The following is a 20,002-nucleotide window of genomic DNA, read 5'->3' on the forward strand; positions in this document are numbered from 1 at the left end:
CCACAAGTTGAGCGGCGAGGACCAGAGTCATGACAAACCCCGGTCTCTATCAAAGCCCCACAGAGGGTTGGGCCTTTATCCCGTTCCTCGGTGCAGTGGCTACGTTCGGGATCGCTGTAATCGCCGTCCTGTATTGGATTGCGGGACCGGGCCGCAAGTTCCGGCTCCGAGCGTTTGCACTCACCGTTCTTGCGATCGCCGCCGGAACAGCGAGTGCGCTTGGCTTGATCGCAACCGCAGCCAGTTTCGAGCAACGCGACACTGCCGCTTTCGCGAGCTACACGACTGCCGTGCAGGAGTGGGCGGAGGAAGAATACGGTGTCACCCTCACGAATGACGATGTCGTTGATATGAGTCAGGGGCGGCCTGCCATCGTCGAACGCAATGGTCGGGATTGGCGCGTGCTGCTTGAAGTCGTGGCAGCCAATGACGATGTGGAGCTTCGCGAATCTCACGAGATTTCCACTCCCTAAGCGTCGATACCCACCGCAACACCTGCCGGCGTTTCCACGAGCAATCCCGTTCCCGCGAACGCAGCTTCGAGGTCGGCACGGGTTTCGGTGAAGTGTTCCCACCCTTCGGTGTGGAGGCCGACCACGTAGGTGGCGCCCACGATGCGGGCGGCTTCTGCGGCATCCGCTGATGTCAAGGTGAGAGGGCCGTTGACCGCGGAGATGCGAGCAGCGCCTGCGAACAGCACCGCGATGCTGATGTCGGGAAACCGGTCGGCGATTTGCTGCACGAGCGGTAAGGAAGCGTTGTCGCCACTGACGTAGATGGTCGGTTCGCCCTCGGCTTGCAACACAAAACCGGTGACCGGGCCAACGAGCGCTTCAGCACCGGGAGGGCCGTGCAGTGCCGGCACGGCGGTGACGGTCACGGCGCCGACGTCGCGGGATTCCCACGAGTCGAGGCCGACAACGCCGCCGCCGAAGAGGTCAGAGCCCGCCTTCATGGTGCTGATCGTCAGCACACCCGTAGCGAGAAGTTCGAGTCCCTCATAGTCGAGGTTGTCTTCGTGTTCGTGATGCGACAACAACACGAGATCGACAGCGCCAACATCCGCCCGACTCAACGCCGGACCCGCGGTCTTCGTGAGCGGCACACCGCCCTCGTCGGGGTAAAGCTGCGGGGCATCGAATGTGGGATCAGTCACAATGCGCAATCCGGCATATTCGAGCAACGCGGTGGGGCCGCCAATGTAGGTCACGGTCAACTTCGACATACTCTGAGACTATGCCCAATCGTCTGGAAACTGCTGCGAGCCCGTACCTGAGATCACACGCCACCAATCCGGTTCACTGGTGGGAGTGGTCCGCCGAAGCTTTTGCCGAGGCGAAACACCGAGATGTGCCTGTGCTCGTCTCCATCGGCTACTCCACGTGCCACTGGTGTCACGTGATGGCCCGCGAATCTTTCAGCGACCCCGTGCTGGCCGCGTACCTCAACGAGAACTTTGTCGCGATCAAAGTCGACCGCGAAGAGCACGCCGAAGTGGACTCCACCTACCTGGCGGCGGCATCCGCCTTCACCCCCAACCTGGGCTGGCCGCTCAACGTGTTCGTCACGCCAGCGGGGCGAGCGTTCTTTGCTGGCACCTACTGGCCGCCGACCGCTGTGGGGCAGCATCCGGCATTCCGGCAAGTGCTCGAATCGGTGACGGAGGCGTGGCTCACCCGCCGCGAACAGGTGGAGACCAGCGGCGACGCGATTGCTCAGGCACTTGCGCAGAGTCGCGGTGTCGAGAGCGAGCTTGTCTCCGACTTTGCGCCCGTTATCGATGCGCTGGCTGCCGCCGAAGACCTCCACTATGGCGGATTCGGTGACGCCCCCAAATTTCCGGTCACGCCGGTGCTGCGGTTCCTTCTCGATCGCGGTGCCCGCTCCGCCGAACACTCGCCCGAGGCAGCCGGCCTCGCCGACCGCACGCTGACGGCGATGGCGGCATCCGCCCTGCGCGACCCGGTCGATGGCGGCTTCTTCCGCTACTCCACCCAGGCCGACTGGACCGACCCACACTACGAACGAATGCTCTACGACAACGCCCAACTGCTCGCCGCCTACGCGCTCGCCGACTCGGCCGAAATCGCCACGGGAGTCGCCGAGTTCTTGCGCGACCGGTTGTTGTTGCCCTCGGGAGCATTCGCGTCGGGCCTCGACTCCGAAAGCACCGTCGACGGCAAACGCGTCGAAGGCTTCTACTATTCGCTGGATGCCGCGAGCCGCGCCCGCGTCGAAGCTCCGCCCCGCGACGACAAGATTCTCACCGGCTGGAACGGTCTCGCCGTCGAAGCTCTTGCCTTGGCCGGCGCCCGTCACGGCAACGCCGAGTGGATCGCGCTCGCTCGCGGTGCTGCTGACTTCCTGCTTGCGGAGCATGTGGGTGCTGCGGGTGCGGGGGCTGATTCTGCCGCCGACGCAGATGCTAGTGCGGCTGCTGGCGCTGCTCGCGCTGGTGCGGCTGCCGCTGCTGGCTCGGCAGGGGAGCGGCTCGTGCGAACCTCGATCGACGGCATCCTCTCCGACGCGGCAGCAACCCTCGAAGACAGCGGGATGCTCGCTCAAGGCCTGCTCGAACTCTCGATCGCCACGGGTGAGGTGCGCTACGCCCTCGCTGCCCGCGACCTCATCGACGGGGCGCTCGCCGCCGGAGCCGCAGGCTCGGGAAGCTCACCCTTCGGCCTCCCCGGCGGCAGCGACTCCGTGCTCGCCGCGCAAGGCCTCTCCACCGAAGCCGACATCAGCGACGGAGCTCACCCCAGCGGCCTCAGCGCGATGGCCGCCGCCGCGCACACGCTCTTCGCTCTCTCCGGCGACTCTCAATACCGGGATGCCGCCCAAGCTTCCATGAAGCTGGTCGGCCAACTCGCAGCCCAGCAACCGATCTCGTTCGGAACCGCCCTCACCCTCATGTCGGAGCTCGCGGCCCCCCTTCGCCAGCTCGTCGTCGTGACGGCGGATGAGACGGGCGGCGGGGCCGCCGGCGGCCACGAGCTCACGAGTCTGGCCCGCACGCTGCACCGCGCTGGAGGCATCGGTGTCGCGGTCTCGCAGGCTCAGGCTGACGCTTTTGCGGCATCCGGTTTCGAATTGTTTGCGGCACGCACTGCACTTGCGGGCGAGCCGACGGCGTACCTGTGTGAAGAGTTCGTGTGCCGCCTGCCGCTGACAGATGTGGCGGCGTTGAAGGCGCTACTGGCTTCACGCTAGCGCTCTAGGCTGAGCCTCATGAAGATCACTAGCGCACGCAAGGCGCCACGAAACTGGCACCGGGTTCACGACGATTCCCTCACCACCGGTCAGCGAGCGGCCGACCGGTTGCGCAATTCGATGGGCAGCTGGGTGTTCGTTATTGGCTTCCTGGCGTTCATGGGAATCTGGGCGGCGGTCAACTCGCTCACTGCGGCGAACTGGGATCCGTATCCGTACATCCTGCTGAACCTCTTCTTGAGCATGCTCGCGGGACTGCAGGGTGCAATCCTTCTCATCTCGGCGAAACGGCAAGACGGTATTTCTGCGGCGCTGGCCCAGCACGATTACGAAGTCGACGCGGCAGCGAAGCTCGACATCGAAGAAGTGTTTGCCCTCAACCAGCAACAGTCGATAGTGATCGCCGAGTTGCACGAGATCCTCACACGTCTTGATGAGGATCGGGCGGCGTGGATCAGCGTGCGGGAGAAGCTCGCCGGTGATTCAAGCTCAACGGAGTGATCTGAGAGCCGCACGGAATGAGAGTGGGCGAACCCGGCTGTCGTCGGAGAGCAACAGCCGGGCTCGCATCATCCCGTGGACGAACTAATAGGCGTGAATCAACCTTCGCGAAGCAGTGCGGCGATCTCTACCGCATCGCCCTCCGGAATGGATGAGTTACGCCCCGGCCGAGCGATCAGCATGTAGATGAAGCCGGTAGCCAGCACAAGGGCGAGTCCGATCAGCACAATCCAGTCGGCGAGGAAGTCGCCGCTCGTGCCCGGCGTCGCCAGTAGGATCATCGCGATCACTCCATAAACGAGTGCCACAACGTTCACCAGCATTCCCCAGACGCCAAGGCTGAAGGGGCCTGCAGGCTTCCAACCTTTGAGCCGCGCTAGCAGTGAGGCGAAGACGACGGACTGGAACGCGAAGTAGATTCCAAGAACCGCAAACGCCGTGATCTGGTTGAGCAAGCCATCTTGCCCGACGTAGATCAGCACGCAGATCAGGATCGGCACGATGCACGCAACCAGAAGCGCGTTGCGCGGAACCTTCTTGCTGGATAGCTCCGAAAGCCACTGGTGACCTGGCATCATCTTGTCGCGACCGAACGAGTACAGCAGGCGACTGCCGGCCGCCTGAAGGCTGAGCACACAGGAGAGGAACGCCGTGAGTGCAACGACGAGGAAGATCTTCGCCCCGACAGTGCCGAGGGATGATTCCAAGATGCCGGCGATCGGGTCGGCATCTTCTCCGCTGACAATGCTCGCCAGATCTGGTGCGGCGAGGATGTAGCCAAGGAACGCAATCAGGCCCGAGAAGCCACCGACGAGGATCGTCATGATCATCGCGCGGGGGATAGCTTTGGCCGGGTTGGAGACCTCTTCGGCGACTTCGCCACAGGCTTCAAAGCCGTAGAAGAGAAACAGCCCGGTCAGTGCGGCGCCGACGAATACCGGAAGGTAGCTGCCGTCGCCCTGGGTTCCGAACGTGTCGAACAACACCGAGAAGTCGTTCTTGCGCTCAAACAAGATCAGGAACAGCCCTACCCCGATAACACCGATGAGTTCGGCAGCGAGACCGATCTTGGCAACCCGAGCGAGAGCTTTCGTGCCGCTCAGGTTAACAACGAGCGCAACGACGAGGAACGCGATTGCCAGGAAAAGTGTGAGCTCTTTTGTGGGCTGGAGACCGAGCAGACTCGCAAGGAAGCCAGTGCCGTACTCGGCAACCGCCGTCACCGTGACGATGATGGCCCAGATGTACACCCATGCCGCCATCCACGCAAAGCGCGCGCTTGAGAGGCGCCTCACCCACGGATAAATGCCGCCAGAGATTGGATACTGTGACACGACTTCGCCAAAGACCAGCGCCACCAAGAGTTGCCCGGTGCCGACGATCACGAGCCAGAAGATCGACGGCGGTCCGCCGAGCGAAATCCCGTAGGCGAATAGAGAGTAAACGCCGACGAGCGGTGACAGGTACGTAAAGCCGAGAGCGAAGGTGCCCCACAGTGACAGGGAGCGGTTGAAGTTGCCGTCGTAGCCGAGCTTTTTCAGATGAGCATCGTCGTCGGATGATGAGGAGGAGGTGCTGCGCGGAGCGGAATCTGTAGTCATGGCGACCTTTCAGGGTAGATTCTCCGTGCCCTCGGGAGGCCCTGAGCATCCTGAATTAGGGTGCCGTACCCCTCCGTTGGGGCGCGATACGGCAATCTTATGGAGATAGATGTATCCCTGTCACGCGTTTTCTCAAAATTTATCGAGGAGTGTCTTTTTTACGCATGGCGACACTGAACGGCCCCTCTGCGCACGCGATGGTCTTCCACTCGCGTTCCTTGGCTGCTTCGCTCAGGACCGAGCCCACCGGAAGGCCGGGATCTGTGGAGACCACGACGCGACCAGACTCGTTCAGCACTGCGGCATCCGCGGGGATGGCCAGCAGGGAAGGCATGACGGCTCGCTCGAAATTGCGAACAAACACGTCAGCTCCCACCACGCCAAACATTTCCTCCACCCCGGTCCTGTCGGCGTCGACGAACACGGGCGCGGTGATCGTCAGGATGTAATCGCAGGTGCAGAGGTAGTCGACGTACGGCCCTGTCACGTGCGTCTGCTTCATCGATTGTGGCATCCGGTACCACTCAAGCGCGGAGAAGTCGCTGACATAGTCGGCGTACCTTCGCTCCGTGACATCCAGTCTCGTAGATTGTGTCGTTTCGGCCAGCAACGGGTTCGCATCGATCGGACCGATCCACCATGCGAAGTGGAGGCTCCCGCCAGAATCATCTCCAGCATCGCCGATGAACCCGGCGCCAATCAGCGCAGAATCGGGCCGCTCAAGCGCGGGGATGGCGAACGCAGCAACCACCTCATCGAGTTCGGCCCCGTGGAGTCGTCCATCAACCGACTGGACCTGCGACTGCCAGTGGTCCAATTGAGTGAACACGTCTGCGAAGAACTCAGAAACGACCCCCGCGCACGCAGTTAGCTGCGCGGTTGCGGTTGCGGTTGCGGTTGCGGGTGGGGTTGTCTCAGTTCTCAAGAGGATCACCTCGATCGACGGCAGCCTTCGCCTCAAGAAGCTGGGCGAGGTGATCAGAGAAGTGGTGTTCGACTGCAGCCCTAGACCCGCGTGGATCCCGTGCCGCGAGCGCATCGACCACGCTCAACTGATAAGCCGAGCACGTCGCGGTGACGGTGTTCGGCTCGGTGCTGTCAGTTGCAGCACCACCTCCTGGCCGTCCTGCAGTCGTGATGTCTGAGGCGTACCAAAGCAACGGTCCAAATTCTGCCTGAAGCCGAATTTGATCTCGCACCAATCGCGCAGATTGGCTGAGCACCGCCAGCTGAATGTGAAACGCGCCCTCTGCTCTTCCCGCTGCCTGATCCGATTCCGGGAGTTCTGGGACGACCAATCGGCGAAGGTTGTCGATATCCGAATCCAGAACTCTGTCCGCGGCGTGCGCCGCGGCAGCAGCGGTGATCACCGACAGGTATAGACCCATGTCTTGAAGATCGACGCGGGAGAGTGCGCCGAGCCGGGCACGCAGGACTGCGCCATGCCGAGCGTGCGGTGGAGTTACGAAGCTGCCGCCCTCGCGGCCTCTGCGGGTCTCAATGAGACCGTTCTCCCGCAGGAGGCTGAGCGCTTCGCGGGCGGTCACAAGCGCGACGCCGAAGCGTTTGGCAAGCTGGGATTCGCTGGGAAGGCGCTCGCCGGGCACGAGCACCCCGAGCACGATGGCATCTGTCAGCCGTTGCACAACCTGCTCGACTCGGCCGCTGGCCGAGATTTGCGAGAACACCGCGGTGCGAGCGGAGGGCGGGGCGCTTGATGACTTCGACACCACGGCCTTCTCCCGTCGCCTGCAGGACTGTTCATGCAGCTAATCTGATCTGCAACTTTAGCGGGTGGAGTTGGTGAACCCTTTCGGGGCTGACCGATTCTGTGCCGCTCAGCGCTAAATCAGACCCAATGCCTGCCGCACATGCACGTATTGCGTGAGGAAGGCGCGCTCGTCGAGGCGTTTGCGGCGCATCCAGGAGGTCACTTCGCTGTTGCTTTTGCTGGCGTTGCAGGAGCCGCAGGCGGGAACAACGTTGCCGACGGTGTAGCTGCCGCCGCGAGAGATCGGCTGAACGCAATCCTTTTGCAGAGCAGTGTCGGTCGCGGCGCAATAGGCACAACCGCCCCACTCGCGTTTGAGCTGTTCCCACTGCTCGGCGGTGAGGTTGTTGTCGGCGGCCTCGACCCGACGTTTGCGGCGTCGGGCAGCGCGAGCGCGTCGAGTCTGAGCCACAGCCATACCGCTAAGTTACTGCACCCACCGCGAACAGCGGCCTAAGCTGAAACGATGGATGGTCTTCTTCCCGGCGGAAACATGAACGCCGTTGAACGCAGTGGTGACACTGTGCTTCGCAATGCTGGCCCGTGGACACCGACGGTGCACCGCTACCTCGACTATCTCGCTATCGCCGGGGTTGATTGGGCACCGCGACCGATCGGTATCGAGGGCGCTCGGGAGCGTCTGTCGTTCATCGAGGGCGACGTGCCGCTGTATCCGTTGCCCGATTTTGTGTGGACGGATGCTGTGCTTCAGGAGGGCGCCCGTCGCCTTCGCCAGTTGCACGATGCCAGCATCGGTTTCGGGCTAGACGGCGCCGTGTGGCAATCGCCGGCGAAGGTACCCGCCGAGGTGATCTGCCACAACGACTTTTCGCCGCATAATCTTGCCTTCGTTGACGGAAGGCTTGTGGGGGCAATCGATTTCGATATGTGCTCGCCGGGACCGCGACTGTGGGACATTGCGTACTTCGCGACGCGGGCAGTCCCATTGACGTCGGTGACTCCCCACAACGCTCCGGGCGTCGAAGACGCTCGCCGCCGAGTCGAACTTCTCTTGCAGGCTTACGGTTCGGATGCGACGTGGAGCGACGTTCTGCGGGTCGCGATCATTCGCCTTCACGACCTTGCCCAGATGTCCCGCGACAAGGCCGTTGAGCTCTCGAAGCCGCAACTGACAGACGATGCCGCGGAGTACGACCGCGACGCGAACTTTCTACGCGAGCTCATGGCTGACGAGCGTCGAACGAGCCAGCAGCCGGACTAAGAGCCGGTCGTCTAGCGCCCCGCGCGACGCGACGAAATAACGCCGGTATCGAAGCCCATGAGGTTGAGGCCGCCGTTGAAGCGCGCGTGCTCGACCTTGAGGCAGCGGTCCATCACGATCGTGAGGCCCTGCGATTCGCCGTAGACGGCGGCTTCTTCGTTCCAGATGCCGAGCTGCACCCAGACCGCTTTCGCGCCGATCGCGAGCACATCGTCGATCACTGCGGGGATGTCGCTGGCCTTGCGGAAGACATCCACAATGTCGGGCACTTCGGGCAACGATGCCAGGTCGGGGTAGGCCTTCTGGCCCAGAATCGTGTCGGCGTTGGGGTTCACGAAATACACCGTGTAGTCGGTCGACTGCAGCAGGTAGGTGCCCACGAAATAGCTCGACCGTGAGGGATTGGGGGAGGCGCCGACGATCGCAATCGACTTCGCGCCGCGCAGAATGGCGGCACGTTTTCTGGCATCCGGTCCCACCCAGGTTCGCTGCGACTTGAGCAGCTTGGCGAGCGGCGAGCTGGCGGGCAGATCGCACGTGAGCCCATTGCTGAGCTGGGTCGTCTGTACTTCTTCGGTCGACATCCTTAGCCTTTCGTCGCGGCGGTCAGCGCCTGGTCGAGATCGGCGATGATGTCTTCCGGGTCTTCGATGCCTACGCTAATGCGCACGACACCCGGCAGCACGCCGCCGTCGATCAGCTGTTGCTCGGTGAGCTGCGCGTGGGTTGTCGATGCGGGATGAATCACGAGCGTCTTTGCGTCACCAATGTTGGCAAGGTGGCTGGCCAGTTCCACGCTCTCGATGAACTTTTGGCCCACCTCCCGGCTGCCCTGAGTGCCCGTCGCGCGCACCTCGAAGGAGAACACCGAACCGGCGCCCTTCGGCAAATACTTCTGAGCACGCTCGAAGTGCGGATGCCCGGGCAGCCCTGCCCAGTACACGGTCTCGACCCGCGGATCAGCATCCAGCCACTCGGCAACGATGCGGGCGTTATCGACGTGGGCTTGCATCCGGAAGGGAAGGGTCTCGACCCCAGTCGCGAGCAACCAGGCCGAGTGCGGCGACAGGGCCGGTCCGATGTCACGCAACTGCTCAGCGCGCAAGCGAGTAAGGAAGGCGTATTCGCCAAAATTGCCGCTCCAGTTGAGGCCGCCATAGCTCGGCACCGGCTCATCGAAGAGGGGAAAGCGATCGGTGGCCCAGTCGAAGCGCCCGCTCTCCACGACTACGCCGCCGAGAGTCGTGCCCGCGCCACCCAAGAACTTCGTCGCCGAATGCGTGACGATGTCGGCGCCCCATTCGATCGGCCGGCTCAGATACGGGGTCGCGACTGTGGAGTCGATCACGAGGGGGATGTTGTGCGCGTGCGCGACTTCAGCGAGTCCCTCGATGTCCGCGATCTCGCCGGACGGGTTCGCGATGGTCTCCGCAAAGATCAGCTTCGTCTTCGGGGTGATCGCCGCCGCATAGTCGGCAGGGTCGGAGGAGCGCACAAACGTGGTTTCGACCCCAAAACGGCGCAGCGTGACATCCAGCTGAGTAATGGAACCGCCATACAGGTTGGCACTCGAGACGATGTGATCGCCCGCACCCGCCAATGCCGCAAAGGTGATGAACTGCGCGCTCAGTCCGCTGCCGGTGGCGACGGCGCCGAGTCCGCCCTCGAGAGACGCGACCCGTTCCTCGAAGCTGGCCACCGTCGGGTTAGCGAGCCGGGAGTAGATGTTGCCGTACTTCTGCAGCGCAAAGCGGGCGGCGGCATCCGCGGTGTCATCGAAGACGTAGGCGCTGGTCTGGTAAATCGGCAAGGCGCGCGCGCCCGTTGTCGCATCGGGAATGTTGCCCGCATGTATAGCGCGCGTGCGAAAACCATAGTTGCGGTCGGAACCGCTCTGCTCAGCCATAGCCACAGGCTACCCAACCGGATGCCGCAGCCGCGTCCGCGACGTAACAGAACGCCACGAAACGGCTGGTTTGCGCTCGCGTCGGCGTGCACCGCGGCCGCAGTCTTGGCTGCTGTGGCTGCCCTAGACCCAGGTCGGCAGCCACCAGCGCAGGCGCAGCAGGTCGTAGTCGATGACCTGGCCGGTCCAGAGGGGCCAGAAGAACACACTGACCGCAATCGCGACGACCAGAAACACGGCCACGACTCCGAAGCCGCTCGTGCGCCGATACCGGTCGTCGTCTCGCGTGCCGAGGATCACCCCGAGCGCCGCAACCAAAGCCAGGATTAGGTACGGCTCGAACACGATTGTGTAGAACTGGAAAACGGTGCGGTTCAAGTACAAGAGCCAGGGCAAGTAGCCGGCAGCGACGCCCATCAGAATGAAGCCGGTCTGCCACTGGCGGTAGCGCACCAGCCGGTACACGAGGTACAGCATGGCCGCGGTCGCAGCCCACCAGATGATCGGGTTGGCGATGCCGGAGATGGAGGCGCCGCAAGCATCCGCGAGGCATCCGCTGTCGCCACGAACAGAGTTTTCGTAAAACATGCTCGTCGGGCGAATCAGTAGCAGCCAGGTCAGCGGGTTGGCTTGATACGGATGTGGTCGGTTTTCGCCCACGTGATAGCTGTAGACGCTGGACTGAAAATGCCACAGGCTCTGGAGGTCGAGGGGCACCCAGCTGAGCACGCCCGTCCACGCGTTGCCGTCGGATTCGGCCCAGTCCCGGTCGTAGCTGTTGTCGCTGAGAAACCAGCCCGCCCAGGTGCTGAGGTAGGCGAGCAGCGCAATGGGAACCGTGAGCAGAAAGCTCACGGGCGCTTGCTTGAAGAGAGTGCCGGAACCCCAGAAGCCGATGCCAGCCTGACGGCGAGCGAGGGCATCCACCACCAGGCTGTAAACAGCGAAAGCGGCCAAGAAGTAGAGGCCGTTCCATTTGACGGCGGCGGCAAGGCCGAAGGCAACGGCGGCGAGCATGAGCCACGGTCGCCACCACAGAGCCGGGCCCCATTCGGTGGAGGCGCCGCGCTCGCCGCGGCGACTGATCCAGAGCGCTAACCGGGTGGCCGAGTGCTCGCGATCGAGCAGCATGGCGCCGACGCCGAGCAGGGCAAAAATCATCACAAAGTTGTCAAGCAGGGCGACCCGGCTCATGACAATCGCATTGCCGTCGATCGCCATGAGCAGTCCGGCGAGGGTCGCGAGCAGCGTGGAGCCGAACAGTTTCTTGGCGATCAGCATGAGCACCACGACGGCGAGAATGCCGACGATGGCTGTCGCGATACGCCACCCGAACGGGTCTTCGCCGCCGCCCGGCAGCATTCCCAACCCGATCAGCCACTTTCCGAGCGGTGGATGCACCACAAACGACGGATCGCTCAGAAAGATATTGGCCTTGCCGCTATTGAAGAGAGCGTCAGCTTCGGCAGGCCACTGCGCCTCGTAGCCGAGGTTCACGAGCGTCCACGAATCCTTCACATAGAAGGTCTCATCGAAAACCAGCGACGCCGGATGCCCGAGGCCGACCAGTCGCGTGAACGCCGCGATCACCAGCACGATCGCCGGCCCAGCCCACCCGAGCCAGCGGCGGGTCAGCGGATTTCTCGCCGCCCACCAGTCATCGAGAAGCGAGCCCTCGTCGGGGTAGTGGTGCCCGTCGGCATCGGCGTGGTCCACAGCAGCGCCGTCCGCAACCCCCGCAACCCCCGCAACCCCCGCAACCTCCGCAGCCCCCGCAGCCTCCGCAGCCTCCGCAGCCTCCGCAGCCCCCGCAGCACCATCAGCCCCAGCAGTCGCATCACTCTGTGCAGCCGAACCCCACGCCGAATCGCTCGCCACAATGGCGTCGAAGTCGCGCGGGTTGCTCTGGTTCACTCCGCAATCGTACTCAGCGTCGCGCGTTCGTGGGGCGCGGTGAAGGTGTGCCAGATCCAGTCGGCAGCGGTACGGGCTGGGGGACGTGGGGTCATGGTGAGCCAGGCGTCGATGATTCCGAAGGTGGCGCCGGTGATGCTGGCGCTGGCGATGTCTAGGCCGATGCCATCGGGGGCGTCGGGGTCGTGGTCGAGGATTCCTTGGCGCACGATGAGATTGAGGCGTGCTCGCAAGCGTGACGCGACGAACGCGGAGCCCCGGGGGCCGAGGGCGCTGGCGTAGACGGCGGCGTTGCTGTCGAGGTGAGAGAGGTAGTTCTCCAGGGCAGGGGGTGGGTTAGTGCTGAGGGGGTCGAGGTCGACGAGTTGCACCCCCGCTTCATCCGCGGCGGCTTCGATCGCGAAGGCAAGCAGTGTCTCTTTGTCGGCGTAGTGCTGGTAGAAGCTGCTGCGATTGACGCCAGCGCGTTCCACGATTTCGGAGACCGTTACTTCATCAAAGGGGTGCTCTTGAGTGAGGGCGAAGAGCGCCTGTTGCAGGCTTCGCCGGGTTCGTTCGACTCGAGCATCCATTCCCTGATTGTCGCAGATGACTCGGCTCAAGATGGGAGTATTCCGACAACTGTTGGAAAACTCCCCGGTTGCGAATACGATGAACGCAGGCCCGATGAAGTGCTCGTTTCTATGTTCCCGACGAGAGGTTTGCTTCAGCATGGCTGAATTCCTGTACCGCCTTGGCCGCTTGTCGGCTCGCCGTGCTTGGCTCTTTGTCGTCAGCTGGCTTGCCGTGTTGGGCTTGGCGGTCGGCGGCTTTGCCCTCTTCGGCGGCACCCTCTCCTCCACCATGACGATTCCGGGCACCGAAACTGAACGTGTCGCCTCTGAACTGACCGAACAGCTGGGTGACGTCGGCGGTATCTCCGCGACGGTCGTGTTTGGATCAGAAGACGGCAGCTCATTTTCTGACACGCAACAGACCGAGATCACGGATGCTCTCGCCGGCCTCACATCGCAAAACGATGTCACCGCAGTCATTGACCCCTTCGAGACTGACGCCCAGCGCGAAGAGCAAGCGCAGCAGCTCGTAGACGGTCGCGAACAGATCGACGCGGGCACACAGCAGCTTGCCGACGGCCAGACTCAGTTGGATGCGGGCACGCAACAACTAGAGGCCGGTCAGGTCCAGCTTGATGCGGCTATCGAGCAGGCCCAAGCCGCCGGCTTCTATGATGCTGCGGTTGCCCAGTTTGAGGCGCAGCAGGCGCAACTCGATGCCGGAGCGGCTGAGCTTGCTGCTCAGCAGACCACGATCGACGAGAACCTTGCCGTCATCGATGACCAAGAGCAACAGCTCGGGTATGGCGAGCGACTTCTTGATGCTGCCTCAGCGATCAGCTTCGTCTCCGACGACGGGGCCACGGCCCTCGGCCTCATCACGTTTGACAGCGAACTGCTCGACCTCTCGGGCGAGACGAAGAGCGCGATTGCCGCCGAACTGGATGCCATTGATATTGATGGCGTCACGGTCGACTACTCGTCATCCATCACCACCTCGACCGATGGCCTCTTGGGAATCGGCGAGATCATCGGTGTGCTGCTGGCGGGTCTTGTTCTGCTCGTGCTGTTCCGTTCCTTCTTGCCCGCAACCTTGCCGATCGTTTCCTCGATTATCGGTGTTGGCGTGGGGGTCGCGGGTTCGCTTGCGTTCTCCGGCGTTGTCGATATGACCTCCGTCACTCCGATTCTGGGCGTGATGCTCGGCCTCGCAGTCGGTATCGACTACACCCTCTTCATTGTGCAGCGTCACCGTCGCCAACTCGCGGCGGGCATGGATCTGCACGAGTCGATCGGTCTCGCTAACGGCACTTCGGGCAACGCGGTGCTCTTCGCCGGGTCGACGGTTCTCGTCGCTCTGCTCGCGCTGAACATCAGCGGCATCCCGTTCTTGGGCGTCATGGGAACGGTGGGCGCTGTCTGCGTTCTCATCTCGGTGCTGATCGCCGTGAGCCTGACCCCCGCGCTGCTAGCGCTTCTCGGCGAGCGGGTTCTTTCTCGCAAGGCCCGCGCCAAGATCGGCCACGAATCGCACGTTCTTCCGCCGGCGCGCGCCATGCGCACGAGCCGCGCGGTGGTCATGCTGATCGTGGCGACGCTGGGGCTGCTGATCGTGGCGATCCCCGCGCTCTCGATGCGCTTGGGGCTTCCAGATGGTTCGTCAGAGCCTGCCGATTCGACCCAGTACCGCACGTACACGGCCATCGCCGAAGAATTTGGGGCTGGTCAGAACGGCAGCCTTCTGGTGACGGCGACCCTTCCCGCAGGTGTTGCCGAAGGCGCGGAACTCGAAACTCAAGCCGATCTGGCCGACCAGCTATTGGCCTTTGCTGATGTGGAAGCGGTCGCGCCGATCGGTGTCTCCGCTGATCGGGACTACTTTGCGTTCCAAGTCGTTCCGGTGGAGGGGCCCACGAGCGTGTCGACGGGAGAACTCGTTCATGAACTGCGCGACAGTTCTCCGCTCACGGGAGACATCGAACTCGGCGTTGCCGGCTCGGCCAGCGGAAACATCGACATCTCCGAGAAGCTCGCCAACGTACTGCCGCTGTACCTCGCGGTGGTCGTAGGGCTCTCGCTGATCATCCTGATTCTGGTGTTCCGTTCGCTGCTCGTGCCCGTGATCGCGACCCTGGGCTACGTGCTGTCGCTGCTCGCGGCGTTTGGCTCCATGGTGGCCGTGTACCAGTGGGGTTGGTTGGGAGCGCTCTTCGGCGTCACTGACCCCGGTCCGCTGCTGAACTTCGCCCCGATCATCATCATGGGCGTGCTGTTCGGTCTCGCCATGGACTACCAACTGTTCCTCGTCTCGGGAATGCGCGAAGCCTACATTCACGGCGTGCCCGCTCGGGCCGCCGTCATGAGCGGACTCCGCAGTGGTCGTGCCGTCGTCACCGCTGCGGCGATCATCATGATCGCCGTCTTCGGCGGCTTCGTCTTCTCGCACTTAGCGATCGTTCGCCCGCTCGGCTTCGGCCTCGCCATCGGCGTGCTCTTCGACGCCTTCGTGGTGCGGATGATGTTGGTCCCGGCCCTGATGCACCTGTTCGGCAAGTCGGTGTGGTGGTTGCCTCGCTGGCTCGACCGCATTCTGCCGAGCGTGGATGTCGAGGGCTCAGCCCTTGAGCGCAGCCACCCGATCCATGCTGCGGATGACGCGAGCACTGCCTCGGAGTCGTCGCCGACCGCTCGCTAGCGCCAGCCTCCACGCAGCATCCGCACCAGACCGCATCCGCACCCGCGGTGTTCACTGCCCGGAGGGACGTCCCGCTACAGCGGAGTCTCTTCGGGCAGTAGTGCGTTTGGCCCTGCCCCGGGAGCGCCGGGGATGCGGGATGCTGCCCGCACCGCCCCGATGGAGGCCGCGATCACGAGCGCGATTCCCACGCCCTGAATCAGTGTGATGTTTTGGCCAAGCACGAAAAATCCGGCACCCGTCGCGATGGCCGGAGCCAGTGCCATGAGCACCGAAAAGGCGGCAGCCGAGATGCGACGCAAGGCAATGAGTTCGAGGGCGTAAGGGATCGCTGAAGAACAAATCGCTACGGCCAAACCACGCACCAGGATAGACGGCTCGAGCAGAGTGCTGCCCGCTTGGGTGATGCCGAAGGGGAGGCTGATGATCGCGCCGATTGCCATAGCGATGGCGAGGCCATCCAGCCCGGCAAAGACCTGCCCAGTCTTGCGCGACGCCAGAATGTAGCCAGCCCAGGAGACGGCGGCGGCGAGGGCAAAGGCGACGCCGACCGGGTCGAGGGCGCCGACGCTGCCGAGGCTCAGCAGGGCAACACCCGCGAAGGCGAGCACCGCCCAGAGCCAGGCGCTGGCGCGACGGGCGACGATGACGGAGAGAACCAGAGGGCCAAGAACCTCGATCGTGACGGTCGCGCCGAGGTCGACGCGCGAGAGAGCTTCGTAGAACAGCAGATTCATGCCGCCGAGCGAAATGCCAAAAACGAGAGCCATGAGCCAGGCGCGTTTCGAGATCGCGCGCAGGTTCGGCCGCGCGATGGCGAGCAGGATTGCCGCCGAAAAAACGAGCCGCAGCGAGACCATGCCCGCGGGCCCGACTTCGGGAAAGAGCAGCACAGCAACGGAGGCGCCCACGTCTTGAAAGATGAGCCCGAAGACGACGAGCATCACGGCGCCCAGCGGGGTTCCTCTCAAGGGCGGGGGAGTCGACATAGTGCAACACTACGACCTCAGAACGGATGCTCGGTACGCCCCCGTGCGCGCCGCATTCCTGGCCCTCAGCCGTCGCCGAAACGGTGACTAGCTTGCACGCATTGTGCCGACGCAGCGCACAACTCCCGCCGGTGGGAGAATGGGTCAGTGATCATTCTTGCGGCGACTCCCATCGGCAACTTGGGCGACGCTTCTCAGCGTCTCATCGAGGCACTCACGAACGCTGAGGTGATTGCGAGCGAAGATACCCGCACGACCATTCACCTCATGCGCGCGCTCGGCATCGACAACCGCCCGCGGCTGATCCCGTTGCATGAACACAACGAGTCGGAGAAGGCGGCGGAGATCGTTGAACTGGCCCGCAACGCCGATGTTCTTGTTCTCAGTGACGCGGGCATGCCCGCCATCAGCGACCCGGGATTCCCTCTCGTCTCGGCGGCTGCCGCAGCAGGGGTGACGGTTACTGCTCTGCCGGGACCAAGCGCCGTGCTCACCGCTCTCGCGGTCTCGGGCTTGCCGACGGATCGCTTCAGCTTCGAAGGCTTCCTGCCGCGCAAAGGCCGGGTCGCTTACTTTCGGAGCCTCGCTCGTGAAGAACGCACGATGGTGTTTTTCGAGAGCCCCAACCGTTTGCCCGCGGCGCTCGCCGATTTAGCCACCGCTCTCGGCGACGATCGCCGCGCTGTCGTCTGCCGCGAGCTGACCAAGATGTATGAAGAGGTTGCTCGCGGCACCGCGGCCGAGCTTGCCGAGAAGTTCAAAGATGGTGCCCGGGGCGAGATCTGTCTCGTGGTCGAGGGCGCGGCCCCCGCGACATCCGACCTGCCGACAGCGGTCACGTACGTGCTCTCACTCGTCGCTGATGGTGCCCGTTTGAAAGAAGCGGCGACCGAAGTAGCGGAGCAGACCGGACTGAGCAAGCGCGAACTGTACGAAGCGGCGCTACAGGCCAAGAAGAAGTAGCCCTCGGGCTCAGGTCGATTAGGCCTGCGCCTCGCAGGCTAACTTCAACTCGTGGTGGTCCTTAGTGAGCGCTTTCTTAGTCGCGCCGAGAAACAACAACCCGACGACGCTCATCAGGCGAGCCCCGAACGTGAGGGGCGTCATCGTGAACCGGTAGTCGAGGCGGGTGCCGCCATGACTCGGCATGAAGAGGTACACGCTTTGGTAGTGCATGCCGTGCGATCGGGCGTCGACGGTGTACGACACATCCTCTTCGTACGCGGTTACCCACATCACTTCGGTGGCCTCTTTGCCGGCAAAGGTGCGCGTCTCGCGCCACTTGGTGCCTACAGCTAACTGAGCCGGCCCCTCGAGAATCTCGAGCGAAATGATGCCGCTGACGTTGGTCGGGGCCTGGTCGAGGTCGCAGAAAATCTCAAATACGCGCTCGACCGAGCATCGATGTATACGTTGTCGCTGATCTTCATTGAGGCTCCTTGCGCAGTGTCGAGACCGGGCACTCTGCGAATGAGCCGCAGGGCGCCCGGTCTCCAGCCTACGACTTTAGGCGGCCGCCGGTACCTGAGCGGCGGCGGAGGCCACCGTTTCGCTCTTTCGTGTGAAGCGCTTGAGGGCGACCACGATCAGTGCTGTGACGATTGTTCCCGCAACGATTGCGAGCAGGAACATCGGGAACGGGTTGATCGCGAAGAACACGAAGACGCCGCCGTGCGGTGCCTGCGAGGTGACGCCGGCGGCCATGATGATTCCCCCGGTAACCGCACTGCCGATCGCACTGGCGGGAATAACACGCAGCGGGTCAGCTGCAGCGAATGGGATGGCGCCTTCCGAGATGAACGAAGCGCCAAGCAACCACGCTGCTTTGCCGTTTTCTTTCTCGACGGGCGAGAACAGACGACGAGCGAGCACGGTGGAGGCGAGAGCCATCGCGAGCGGAGCAACCATTCCCGATGCCATGACGGCGGCCATGATCATCCACGGTGCCTGGTTGTCGATTGCGCCGGCACCGAGTCCAGCAACAGCAAACGCATACGCGACTTTGTTGACCGGGCCACCAAGGTCGAAGCCCATCATGGCTCCCAGAATGAGACCAAGAACGATTGCTGATGCACCACTCAAGCCGTTGAGAAAGTCGTTGAGGCCAACGGTGAGGGCTGCGATCGGTCCGCCAAGAATGAGCACCATCAGGCCGGAGGCGAAGATCGACGCGAGCAGCGGGATCACGACAACGGGCATGAGGCCACGGAACCAGGCCGCGGTCTTGCGCTGGGCGAGCCAGTGAGCGGCAACACCGGCGAGGAGTCCGCCGACGATTCCGCCGAGGAAGCCTGCACCCATGAGGCCAGCAACCGCTCCGGCGGTGAAGCCGGGGGCGATGCCGGGGCGGTCGGCGATCGCATAGGCGATGTAACCGGCAAGGGCGGGAACAAGGAACCCCATCGAGGCCTGGCCGATTTTGAAGGCTGCAGCACCGAGGTAGGCGCCGACTCCGCCATCGGGCAGATTCCACAAACTGTTTTGCGTGATGATGTCGCTGGCAGTATCGGTAATCAAGTAGCCACCGAGCAAGAAGCCGAGGGCGATCAGCAGGCCGCCACCGGCCACGAAGGGAATCATGTAGCTCACGCCGGTGAGCAGGGCCCGCTTCACTGTCTGACCGAAGTGCTCATCGGTGGTGCTGCTCGTGCTCTCGGCGGCCGCTTCGCCACCGGCAACACGGGCCGCTTTGGGGTCGCTGGCAGCGGCGAGGGCTTCGGCGATCATCTCGTCTGGTGCATCAATACCGCGCTTCACGGGGGACTGCACGAGAGCCTTGCCGGCGAAACGGGCCCTGTCGCGCACATCCACATCAACAGCAAAGATCACAGCGGATGCCGCAGCAATAACCGCAGGATCGAGCGGCGTTGCCCCCGACGAACCCTGAGTCTCGACGTGGAGCTCGACACCGGCACGCTCAGCGGCGGCGGCGAGTGAATCGGCGGCCATGTAGGTGTGGGCGATGCCGGTCGGGCACGCGGTAACCGCGATCAGGATGGGCCGGGCACCAGCAGCGCTGGCGACGGCTGGCGTCTCGGTCTCAGCAGCGCCAGCCGCGACGCCGCCAGTTGCGGCAGCGGCAGGGGCACCAGCAGCACCCGCGACGCCAGCGACACCGGCCGCAGGCGCGGCCTTCTCCTCGGGGGCGGTGGCCTGCTCCACGAGCGCAACAATGTCTTCCCGGGTGGCGGCGGCACGCAAGCTGTCGACGAATTCGGGGTTCACGAGCGAGCGGGCGAGAGCTGAGAGCACCGTGAGGTGTTCTTTGTCTGCACCGGCCGGGGCTGCGATCAAGAAGATGAGGTCGGCGGGAGCATCCGCAGCACCAAAGTCGACGGCGGGCTTCAGCCGTGCCATCACGAGGGTCGGTTCGGTGACCGCTTCAGATCGGCAGTGCGGAATGGCGATGCCGCCCGGAACGCCGGTGTCGGTGAGTTGCTCGCGGGCCCACGCGTCGTCGAAGAGCGATTCGGCGTTGGTGGCGCGGCCCTGTTCGGCGACGAGATTCGTCAGTGCGCGGATGACACCCGCGCGGTCGGTGCCGAGATCGGCATCCAACAAGACGAGGTCGGGAGTGATGAGGTGCGACATTGCTTTCTCCTTGTAGGCAGCAGTGGTGGTGCTGAGGTTGAGCGTGCT

General features: G+C 63.6%; 18 protein-coding genes. 6 read left to right on the forward strand and 12 right to left on the reverse strand.

Going from position 1 to position 20,002, the window contains the following annotated elements; translation table 11 throughout:
• The first annotated feature begins 29 nt into the window (after positions 1-29).
• Entirely contained in the window at positions 30-473 is a 444-nt protein-coding gene (locus ON14_RS13350) for a hypothetical protein (RefSeq protein ID WP_010205839.1), read from the forward strand.
• Here the strand turns inward: ON14_RS13350 and ON14_RS13355 are convergent.
• Entirely contained in the window at positions 470-1,225 is a 756-nt protein-coding gene (locus ON14_RS13355; protein ID WP_010205840.1) for an MBL fold metallo-hydrolase, read from the reverse strand. The genes ON14_RS13350 and ON14_RS13355 overlap by 4 nt on opposite strands.
• 11 nt (positions 1,226-1,236) lie before the next feature.
• Between ON14_RS13355 and ON14_RS13360 the strand changes: the two genes are divergently transcribed.
• The gene (locus ON14_RS13360) at positions 1,237-3,210 is read left to right on the forward strand and encodes a thioredoxin domain-containing protein (protein ID WP_010205841.1); all 1,974 of its coding nucleotides are present in this window, start codon (positions 1,237-1,239) and stop codon (positions 3,208-3,210) included.
• Positions 3,211-3,228: 18 nt separating this feature from the next.
• Entirely contained in the window at positions 3,229-3,711 is a 483-nt protein-coding gene (locus ON14_RS13365; RefSeq protein ID WP_010205842.1) for a DUF1003 domain-containing protein, read from the forward strand.
• A gap of 98 nt (positions 3,712-3,809) precedes the next feature.
• On the opposite strand, the gene ON14_RS13370 is transcribed toward ON14_RS13365, so the two are convergent.
• The 4 genes from ON14_RS13370 to ON14_RS13385 all read right to left on the reverse strand — a co-directional run bounded on the left by ON14_RS13370 (position 3,810) and on the right by ON14_RS13385 (position 7,501).
• Positions 3,810-5,312: an APC family permease gene (locus ON14_RS13370; RefSeq protein WP_010205843.1), complete on the reverse strand. Its 1,503-nt coding sequence runs from the start codon at positions 5,310-5,312 to the stop codon at positions 3,810-3,812.
• Positions 5,313-5,451: 139 nt separating this feature from the next.
• On the reverse strand, positions 5,452-6,246 hold the full coding sequence (locus tag ON14_RS13375) for a hypothetical protein (protein ID WP_010205845.1): 795 nt from the start codon (positions 6,244-6,246) through the stop codon (positions 5,452-5,454).
• A complete protein-coding gene (locus ON14_RS13380) occupies positions 6,227-7,042 on the reverse strand; it encodes a FadR/GntR family transcriptional regulator (protein ID WP_010205849.1) in 816 nt (271 codons plus the stop codon). The genes ON14_RS13375 and ON14_RS13380 overlap by 20 nt, the downstream gene beginning before the upstream one ends.
• A 114-nt stretch (positions 7,043-7,156) precedes the next feature.
• Positions 7,157-7,501: an HNH endonuclease gene (locus ON14_RS13385; RefSeq protein WP_010205852.1), complete on the reverse strand. Its 345-nt coding sequence runs from the start codon at positions 7,499-7,501 to the stop codon at positions 7,157-7,159.
• A gap of 48 nt (positions 7,502-7,549) precedes the next feature.
• On the opposite strand from ON14_RS13385, the gene ON14_RS13390 reads away from it, so the two are divergent.
• Positions 7,550-8,305 carry a phosphotransferase gene (locus ON14_RS13390; RefSeq protein WP_010205854.1) on the forward strand — a complete coding sequence of 252 codons (756 nt, stop codon included), beginning with the start codon at positions 7,550-7,552 and terminating at the stop codon, positions 8,303-8,305.
• Between the two features lie 11 nt (positions 8,306-8,316).
• Here ON14_RS13390 and ON14_RS13395 read toward each other — a convergent pair whose 3' ends face one another.
• The 4 genes from ON14_RS13395 to ON14_RS13410 all read right to left on the reverse strand — a co-directional run bounded on the left by ON14_RS13395 (position 8,317) and on the right by ON14_RS13410 (position 12,727).
• On the reverse strand, positions 8,317-8,889 hold the full coding sequence (locus ON14_RS13395; RefSeq protein ID WP_010205855.1) for a CoA-binding protein: 573 nt from the start codon (positions 8,887-8,889) through the stop codon (positions 8,317-8,319).
• Positions 8,890-8,891: 2 nt separating this feature from the next.
• The gene (locus ON14_RS13400; protein WP_010205857.1) at positions 8,892-10,211 is read right to left on the reverse strand and encodes an O-acetylhomoserine aminocarboxypropyltransferase/cysteine synthase family protein; all 1,320 of its coding nucleotides are present in this window, start codon (positions 10,209-10,211) and stop codon (positions 8,892-8,894) included.
• 123 nt (positions 10,212-10,334) lie between these two features.
• A complete protein-coding gene (locus ON14_RS13405) occupies positions 10,335-12,125 on the reverse strand; it encodes a dolichyl-phosphate-mannose--protein mannosyltransferase (RefSeq protein ID WP_010205862.1) in 1,791 nt (596 codons plus the stop codon).
• Positions 12,122-12,727, reverse strand: coding sequence for a TetR/AcrR family transcriptional regulator (locus tag ON14_RS13410; RefSeq protein ID WP_202800968.1), 606 nt, complete (start codon positions 12,725-12,727; stop codon positions 12,122-12,124). The genes ON14_RS13405 and ON14_RS13410 overlap by 4 nt, the downstream gene beginning before the upstream one ends.
• 109 nt (positions 12,728-12,836) lie before the next feature.
• On the opposite strand from ON14_RS13410, the gene ON14_RS13415 reads away from it, so the two are divergent.
• Entirely contained in the window at positions 12,837-15,374 is a 2,538-nt protein-coding gene (locus ON14_RS13415) for an MMPL family transporter (protein ID WP_010205864.1), read from the forward strand.
• A gap of 74 nt (positions 15,375-15,448) precedes the next feature.
• On the opposite strand, the gene ON14_RS13420 is transcribed toward ON14_RS13415, so the two are convergent.
• The gene (locus ON14_RS13420) at positions 15,449-16,318 is read right to left on the reverse strand and encodes an EamA family transporter (protein WP_010205865.1); all 870 of its coding nucleotides are present in this window, start codon (positions 16,316-16,318) and stop codon (positions 15,449-15,451) included.
• Between the two features lie 192 nt (positions 16,319-16,510).
• On the opposite strand from ON14_RS13420, the gene rsmI reads away from it, so the two are divergent.
• Positions 16,511-17,326, forward strand: coding sequence for a 16S rRNA (cytidine(1402)-2'-O)-methyltransferase (gene rsmI / locus ON14_RS13425; RefSeq protein ID WP_010205869.1), 816 nt, complete (start codon positions 16,511-16,513; stop codon positions 17,324-17,326).
• Between the two features lie 18 nt (positions 17,327-17,344).
• Here the strand turns inward: rsmI and ON14_RS15550 are convergent, their stop codons facing one another.
• Complete coding sequence (locus ON14_RS15550) at positions 17,345-17,860, reverse strand: SRPBCC family protein (RefSeq protein WP_081503575.1); 516 nt, start codon at positions 17,858-17,860, stop codon at positions 17,345-17,347.
• A gap of 9 nt (positions 17,861-17,869) precedes the next feature.
• Entirely contained in the window at positions 17,870-19,954 is a 2,085-nt protein-coding gene (locus tag ON14_RS13435; RefSeq protein ID WP_010205871.1) for a PTS fructose transporter subunit IIABC, read from the reverse strand.
• Between the last annotated feature and the right edge of the window lie 48 nt (positions 19,955-20,002).

The organism is Salinibacterium sp. PAMC 21357, assembly GCF_000247645.1.
Lineage (GTDB): Bacteria > Actinomycetota > Actinomycetes > Actinomycetales > Microbacteriaceae > Rhodoglobus.

Bases quoted from the DNA above. Each gene is read 5' to 3' on its own strand.
- ON14_RS13390 (WP_010205854.1), top strand. From the start codon at position 7,550: ATGGATGGTCTTCTTCCCGGCGGAAACATGAACGCCGTTGAACGCAGT.
- ON14_RS13360 (WP_010205841.1), top strand. From the start codon at position 1,237: ATGCCCAATCGTCTGGAAACTGCTGCGAGCCCGTACCTGAGATCACAC.
- ON14_RS13365 (WP_010205842.1), top strand. From the start codon at position 3,229: ATGAAGATCACTAGCGCACGCAAGGCGCCACGAAACTGGCACCGGGTT.
- ON14_RS13395 (WP_010205855.1), bottom strand. From the start codon at position 8,889: ATGTCGACCGAAGAAGTACAGACGACCCAGCTCAGCAATGGGCTCACG.
- ON14_RS13385 (WP_010205852.1), bottom strand. From the start codon at position 7,501: ATGGCTGTGGCTCAGACTCGACGCGCTCGCGCTGCCCGACGCCGCAAA.
- ON14_RS13435 (WP_010205871.1), bottom strand. From the start codon at position 19,954: ATGTCGCACCTCATCACTCCCGACCTCGTCTTGTTGGATGCCGATCTC.
- ON14_RS13420 (WP_010205865.1), bottom strand. From the start codon at position 16,318: ATGCTCGTCGTCTTCGGGCTCATCTTTCAAGACGTGGGCGCCTCCGTT.
- ON14_RS13355 (WP_010205840.1), bottom strand. From the start codon at position 1,225: ATGTCGAAGTTGACCGTGACCTACATTGGCGGCCCCACCGCGTTGCTC.
- ON14_RS13370 (WP_010205843.1), bottom strand. From the start codon at position 5,312: ATGACTACAGATTCCGCTCCGCGCAGCACCTCCTCCTCATCATCCGAC.
- ON14_RS13400 (WP_010205857.1), bottom strand. From the start codon at position 10,211: ATGGCTGAGCAGAGCGGTTCCGACCGCAACTATGGTTTTCGCACGCGC.
- ON14_RS13415 (WP_010205864.1), top strand. From the start codon at position 12,837: ATGGCTGAATTCCTGTACCGCCTTGGCCGCTTGTCGGCTCGCCGTGCT.
- ON14_RS13350 (WP_010205839.1), top strand. From the start codon at position 30: ATGACAAACCCCGGTCTCTATCAAAGCCCCACAGAGGGTTGGGCCTTT.